The organism is Haloarcula sp. H-GB4 (assembly GCF_030848575.1).
In the GTDB taxonomy this organism is placed as follows: domain Archaea; phylum Halobacteriota; class Halobacteria; order Halobacteriales; family Haloarculaceae; genus Haloarcula.
This window is the reverse complement of the sequence record NZ_JAVDDX010000004.1, coordinates 274883-281320: the sequence shown is the minus strand read 5'-3', so window position 1 is coordinate 281320 and position 6438 is coordinate 274883. Positions and strand designations below refer to the sequence as shown.

5 protein-coding genes are annotated in these 6438 nt (G+C 55.0%); 3 read left to right on the top strand and 2 right to left on the bottom strand.

Going from position 1 to position 6438, the window contains the following annotated elements:
- Positions 1-992 precede the first annotated feature (992 nt).
- The 3 genes from RBH20_RS19280 to RBH20_RS19265 all read left to right on the top strand — a co-directional run bounded on the left by RBH20_RS19280 (position 993) and on the right by RBH20_RS19265 (position 4289).
- Positions 993-1349 (top strand): nuclear transport factor 2 family protein, encoded by a 357-nt coding sequence (locus RBH20_RS19280; protein ID WP_306711716.1) that lies wholly within the window; start codon positions 993-995, stop codon positions 1347-1349.
- Between the two features lie 403 nt (positions 1350-1752).
- Positions 1753-2508: a rod-determining factor RdfA gene (gene rdfA / locus RBH20_RS19270; protein ID WP_306711714.1), complete on the top strand. Its 756-nt coding sequence runs from the start codon at positions 1753-1755 to the stop codon at positions 2506-2508.
- A gap of 2 nt (positions 2509-2510) precedes the next feature.
- Positions 2511-4289, top strand: a complete 1779-nt coding sequence (locus tag RBH20_RS19265; RefSeq protein WP_306711712.1) for an archaea-specific SMC-related protein — start codon at positions 2511-2513, stop codon at positions 4287-4289.
- Between the two features lie 414 nt (positions 4290-4703).
- On the opposite strand, the gene RBH20_RS19260 is transcribed toward RBH20_RS19265, so the two are convergent.
- Entirely contained in the window at positions 4704-5447 is a 744-nt protein-coding gene (locus tag RBH20_RS19260; RefSeq protein ID WP_306711710.1) for an ABC transporter permease, read from the bottom strand.
- Positions 5444-6382 (bottom strand): ABC transporter ATP-binding protein, encoded by a 939-nt coding sequence (locus RBH20_RS19255; protein ID WP_306711708.1) that lies wholly within the window; start codon positions 6380-6382, stop codon positions 5444-5446. The genes RBH20_RS19260 and RBH20_RS19255 overlap by 4 nt, the downstream gene beginning before the upstream one ends.
- Positions 6383-6438: the final 56 nt, after the last annotated feature.

The following is a 6438-nucleotide window of genomic DNA, read 5'->3' as shown; positions in this document are numbered from 1 at the left end:
ACACGAACACGAAGCCTCGGTGGCCTCGCATTCTAAGCGAGTGACCCAATCCACCACGAGGGTGGCATTGGGGTGTCGTTCCGGGAACGCTGCCCGGCGCGACCTTCGCATTACATCCGATGGGAGGGGAGTATATAAATGGACGGTCTCAGACCCGCCGTGTTCAGGAACCACACGGCACACGTGTAGAATACACACGGGTGGGGTTCCAGTAGTGAATTAGACCAAAAAAGTTGAGCGACAGTTAGAAAAGTGTAGTCAGAATTTGAGGAATATTATCTGGATATCGGTGGAGAATTTCAGTTCTCAGGTTAGCACAATCCGCGGTTCAGAGGTGAGACCCAAATCAGTTGCGCGGAGGAGGTTTACTCTGTCACTGACGGGAACGGACTCGTTACGCTCCAGAGCGGTTGCAGCGATTGCTACATCTTTGCCAATACTAGGTCTTGGCACCTTTCGCGTGTATGCGCGACCCTTCACAACGCTGATGTACAGTTACAAGACTGTCCTCAATCTAATCACTAACGTAACGTTGGCCCTCAACACACATTCCTTCTCAACCGCCGCTTCGACATCGGCGACGATATCCAAAGTGAAGCTCGTATCGCCATCATTCGAATCGCTATGCGACATTACGGACTTCATTGCGGTCACCCTGACCAACTTGCCCGATGGCGTCTCGCATGTCGGCTACCTAGTTCTCATCGAACACACCGCGAAGGTCTCTAAAAGGGCACCCGCCGATGAGCCGTGCCACGGCGTCGCTGAGCGACTTATCGTCCACTTGTTTCTTTGATTCGTTCGTAGACAGCGGTCTTAAGACGGATTTGATGGGATATCTTGCTAACAGCGATAACGCCTGTCGGAATCAGCATTTGGGTGTTGCAAGTCTGGATAGCGGAACTTCCAGCGGCGATCCTACTCTCTGATGTGTTTTATATCGCCCGCGGCCAGATGGGGAAGTATTTTTATTTTGAGGAGTATGTACCACTATGCCACAGACGAACGAAGATGCTGTCCGGACGTACTACACGGCAATCGATGCTGAAGAGTACGATACAGTGTTTGGTCTCTTCGATGAGAATATAGTGTATGAACGGCCTGGCCAAGAAAACATTCGTAATAAAGACGCTCTCAAGGAGTTTTATATCAACCAACGGCCGCTATCTAATGGGGCGCATGAAATTAGCTCGCTCATCAACGAAGGCGAGACTGTTGCGGTGAGAGGGGCATTTAGCGGTATACAAGGTGATACCGAGGTCTCATTTGGGTTTGCCGACTTCTTTGTATTCAATGAGACTGGCCTTATTAAACGTCGGTATACCTACACAGACCGAGATACGGTTTAATTAGTCGAGGCCAATGGTCATAACTGGGATTAACACGCAGGCCGCCTATTTACAGGAACAGGTACAGTAAATCTGTTAATTTATACAAATTCGAGGAAGGGTACAACAAAAAACTCTTCGTTTATTTCTCACGTATGGATTCAAATTAGCAGTATATCTATTAACAGCACAGATATGGTACTATATATCGAGAGTGTAGATCCAACTGGTGGGTGATTCATAGTTATACAACAAAATGGAGAGCTATATGGTTCTTAAACCGTTTCAGCACCCCCGAAGCAGAAACAGTCAACGACTGTCTCAGGTCGTTCAGGTTTGCATGGAATCAGCTTATCTGAGCGCGAGGCAAATGACAGTACGCACGTTTAATAGTCGTGACTCCTTTCATTCGGGTAGAAACAGTATGGGATGTAAGGTCGATACACTTGCCGACCGGTACGACCTCACGGCTCCTGGATCAGGGGACCACTCTCTCGACGAGTATCTCGTGACTCGCTGGACCGGCCGTGACGGACGGTCTGCGGACGGATACAAGTCGCTCACAGAGTGGTTCAACAAACGAGTTCTCAAAGAGCTATACGCCGAAGCCGACCGGGAGACACTGAGTGTCCATCTGGACCGGGAGTACGAACTCATCATCGGTGAAGACGACGTAGCGTACGACGAGTTGGCGGCCGCGCTTGCTGCTGATGGACTCGACATTGAGCGCATCGAGAGCGAACTCATTTCCTGGAGCACGATGCGCCATCACCTCAAGGGGTGTCTCGAAGCAGAAAAAAACACTGGCGAGGCGAAGACCGATTGGGAGTCAAACACCGTCGAGGTAGCCAGACAGCGGACCGAGGAAAAGGCCCAGTCGGTTCTCTCCTCGCTGGCATCGAAGGAGCGACTCGCAGACGCTGAGTCCGCCGAGGTAGATGTCCAGGTGAAACTCGGCTGCTCGGACTGCTCGGTTCGGGTCCCGTTCGACGAGGCGGTCGAACGTGGCTACGTCTGTGAACAGCACGTCTCAGTTGAGGACGAAGAGGGAACTCCGTTGAACAGCTGGAAAAACACTCTCTCATCGGTTATTACACCCTATGGTGCGATCGAAGCGGTTCAGAGTCTGTTGCTCGAAGAACCGTCCCTCGTGGAGACACTCCTGCTCCCGGTACTCTGAACATGACGTGGGACCTCACAGTCGAAAATATCGCCGGGATTCGTAACGCAAACGAGGCAATTGAACCCGGAGTGAATGCCGTCCGAGCGAGCAACTGGCAAGGGAAATCGAGCTTTCTACAGAGTATCCAGACAGTATTCGGGACCGAGACGCCGCTCACCGAGGGGGCTGACCAAGGGCGGGTCGAACTCAACGCGGACGGCGACGCGTTCGAAGTTCGACTTGAACGGGATGGCGTGGCGGTCAGTCGCCGCGGGACCCCGTACCTTTCGTCCGAATACGACCGCATCTGTGCGGACCTGTTCGCGTTTCTCGACGAGAACAACGCTGTTCGAAAAGCAGTTCGGGACGATGAACCGCTGGAGCCGGTGCTCACGAGCCCGCTTGATTTCGAGGACATCGACAGCCAATTGGCTGAACTGCGATCCGAGCGAGATCAGGTCGAACACGAACTCGAACGGGCTAACAATGCGGCAGAGCGACTTCCCAAACTGCAGGAGCGGGAAACCAAATTGGAGGCTGAGCTTGAAGACCTACGAAGCGAATTGGAGTCACTCAACGCTGACAGCGGCGACACCGCGGATAGAGAAGAACTCAGCGACCTTCGTGCAGAGCGAGAACGTGTACAGCGACGCGTTAACCGGCTCGAGCAGACTGTCGAGCGAGTAGAAGACCGACTCGCCGAGAACCGCGACGAACTCTCTGAGCTTACCGTCCCCGAAAGGGGAGAGATAGAGACGGAGTTAGAGCAGGTCCGTGAGCGTCTCCAATCACTCGAGCGGGATCGGGAGCTGTTACAAGGGGTCTTCGAGGCCAACAAGCGGGTACTCGACTCGGACCGAACTGAGTTGCTAACTGAGGTCTCTCGAGATATGCTCGAGGACACAGTCGAGTGCTGGCTCTGCGGAACGGAAACGACGAGTGACGAGATGACAGATCGACTCGACGCACTCGACGAGCGAATTACTGAACTACGACAGGAGGAATCAGAGTACCGGACACGAGTCGAAGAGCTTGAAGCCCGCCGCGACGAGGTCAAAACCGCCCGCCGGCAGGAAGCGGACTTGACGGACCGTATCGGCGAGTTGGAGGCTTCTCTCGACGAAAGAACCGAGGAACTCTCTTCGGCCCGCGACCGACTGGCTGATTTGGAGGCTCGCGTCGACGAGATGGCAGACTCCGTAGAGACAGAATCGGAGCGGCTCACAGACATCGAGAGTGAGATCAAATATACAGAAGCAGAACTCGAAGATGTTCGGTCGGAACTGGCCGACGCCAAGTCTGTAGCCGAGCAGCGTGAGATGCTTAGCGCGGAGTACGACGATCTCACGGGCGAAATTGCTTCGCTTCGGAACCGTAAAGATGAGATTAAGCTGGAACTCCGCGAGTCGTTTTCGACGGCGCTAGCGGACCTGTTCGAACGCTTTGATACGGGATTCGAGATGGCTCGGTTGACCAGCACGTTCGACCTCGTCGTCGCTCGTGATGGACGCGAAACGACGCTCGATGCCCTTAGCGAGGGTGAGCGGGAGCTACTTGGTTTCGTCGTTGCACTGGCTGGTCACGAGGCATATGACGTGGGTGAACGCGTCCCGGTGTTGCTCCTTGACGGACTGGGGAGTCTCGCCAGCGAGAACATCGCCACCTTCGTCGAGTACACTGCGAATCGGGTTGACTATCTTGTCTTGACAGCGTATCCTGAGCACGGTGGGTTCGACGCGAATGAACTGTCACCATCTGACTGGAATGTCGTCTCTCATCAGGCCGAAACCAAAGTGTAACTCTCATCCAAGCAACGGCCTGTCTGGTTTGTGATAACGTGTAACGCCTTCTCGTCAGAATTATATCTCCGGTTACAATATCTGTTGACGCGGTGAGCGAGTTTACCGAGGCCCACCAGCGTGGAGTTCACGCGTTCACGCAGAGTTTACTCCACAAGGAACAGACGTGCAACAACTGTAGTTTCCACGACACAGTCCTTCACAGTAATTGGCAGACTCATGTCGAGACGGACCACCAGTCGGGCCACATATAGTATCAACTCACGCGTCCGGACTGTCAGACCCAGAAAGTGCTCGATATCGATATTTAAGTCCGATGGACCTGTGTGGGTAGTCCCGAGAGTGGCCAGTAATAACAATCCCTTAGTCATTGTTATAGACAGTCCGATAACTCGGAGTCCACTGTCCACTGTGTCACTCCTGTGGAACGGCGTATGCGCCGACGGCGAAAACCAGCGCGGCGAACACCCCCAGTACGAGCAAGTCAGATCCGGCTGGTTGATTGAGGTAGGTGACGTTCCTGACCCCTCGAGAAAAGTACGTGAGTGGTGACAGACTGATCGCCGGGCGGAACCACATCGGAAGCCGCTCCGGCATCACGAATGTCTCGGAGAGGAACACGAGCGGCAGTGCGACGGCGTTACTGGCGGCGACAACACCGTCTTGTGAATCGGTAATCCGTCCCAGTATGGCCCCGAGCCCGCAAAAGATTACCACTGCGAGGATGATAAACGGGAGTAACAACGGTGAGAGTCTGATAGTACCCCCCGCGAGCAGTTCCAGTACCCCTAATACCACGGTACTCGCGAGAACGATGATAGCGATATTGACGAGTGTGTGTGCCGCCAACCACTCGCTCGGTCTCGCAGGTGTGGTCGACAGCTTCTGAAACCGGTTCCCCTCGCGATATCGTGCCAATGAACTCCCGATTCTGGACAGCGGCGTAAAGAGGACAATAACCGCCAGATAGCCCGGCACGTAGAAGTTGGTCGGGTGTCCGAACAGACCACCGCCCGCTGGATTTGCCTGAACAACGATGCCGAAGATTGCGACGAGGATGAGCGGAAATCCGAAAGTGAAGAAGACCGCTGTCCGACGACGAAGGAACGTTCGCCACGCCGCGCCGGCCTCGGCAGTGACACGACTCGTCCGACTCATTGAGACTGACTCCTAGCGGTAATGGGCTCTCGCGAGGGCTCGTCCTCGTCGATACCCTCATCGGTGAGACTCAAGTAGACATCTTCGAGAGAGGGGTCCGTCCATGTGAGCGTCTCATACGTGACTCCTTGCGTGTCCAACTGTCCGACGATCCGCCCGATATCGGCTGTCGCAACGTCCGGAATTCGTATGCCGTCTTCCGTCGGCTCGACCTCAGCGTCAAGTCCCGTCAGTTGCTTCGGGGAGGTTTCTGTTTCGACGAGGAGATGCGTACCGCCGCCGTGGGATTCGATAAGGGCGGTCGGCGAGCCGACTTCGACGAGCATTCCGTCATCAAGCAAGGCGACTCGATCTGCGAGTTGCTGGGCTTCTTTCATGTAGTGGGTCGTGAGAAATATCGTCGTCCCCCCGGCTGCCAAGTCGGCGATGAGCGACCAGAGTGACTGCCGGCCAGTCGGGTCGATGCCCGTCGTTGGCTCGTCGAGGAAGAGAAGGTCAGGGTCGTTAATGAGGGCAATGCCGACACAGACACGCCGCTTTTGCCCACCCGACAGGTTCGTGTACCACGTGTCGTCGGCCGATTCCATGCCGACGGCAGCGAGCACGTCGTCAACGCGCCGGGGGTCGTCGTAGAGTCCCTGATAGTAGGTCACCAGTTCACGTGCTGTCAGCCGTTCCGGCGGCGTAAAAGACTGAGGCAGCAGTCCGACACGACTGTTCTCGACACGGGTCGGTGACTTGCCGAAGATGCTAACCGAGCCCGAATCGGGTGTCGTCGTTCCGGTAAGGGCTCCGACGAGGGTTGTCTTTCCCGCTCCATTCGGGCCAACTAGCGCGAATATCTCCCCGCTGTCGACATCAATCGACACGTCGTCGAGTGCGACTGTGTCGTCGTAGCGTTTGCTGATACTCTCCGCTAGAACTGCTGGGGGCATAACTGAACGTGTGCTGTCTTCGGACCTAAGCTATTCGCTTCGCAACGACGGTAGTA

Excerpts from the sequence above, each read along its gene's own strand:
- RBH20_RS19280 (WP_306711716.1), top strand. The coding sequence starts at position 993 with ATGCCACAGACGAACGAAGATGCTGTCCGGACGTACTACACGGCAATC.
- rdfA (WP_306711714.1), top strand. The coding sequence starts at position 1,753 with ATGGGATGTAAGGTCGATACACTTGCCGACCGGTACGACCTCACGGCT.
- RBH20_RS19265 (WP_306711712.1), top strand. The coding sequence starts at position 2,511 with ATGACGTGGGACCTCACAGTCGAAAATATCGCCGGGATTCGTAACGCA.
- RBH20_RS19260 (WP_306711710.1), bottom strand. The coding sequence starts at position 5,447 with ATGAGTCGGACGAGTCGTGTCACTGCCGAGGCCGGCGCGGCGTGGCGA.
- RBH20_RS19255 (WP_306711708.1), bottom strand. The coding sequence starts at position 6,382 with ATGCCCCCAGCAGTTCTAGCGGAGAGTATCAGCAAACGCTACGACGAC.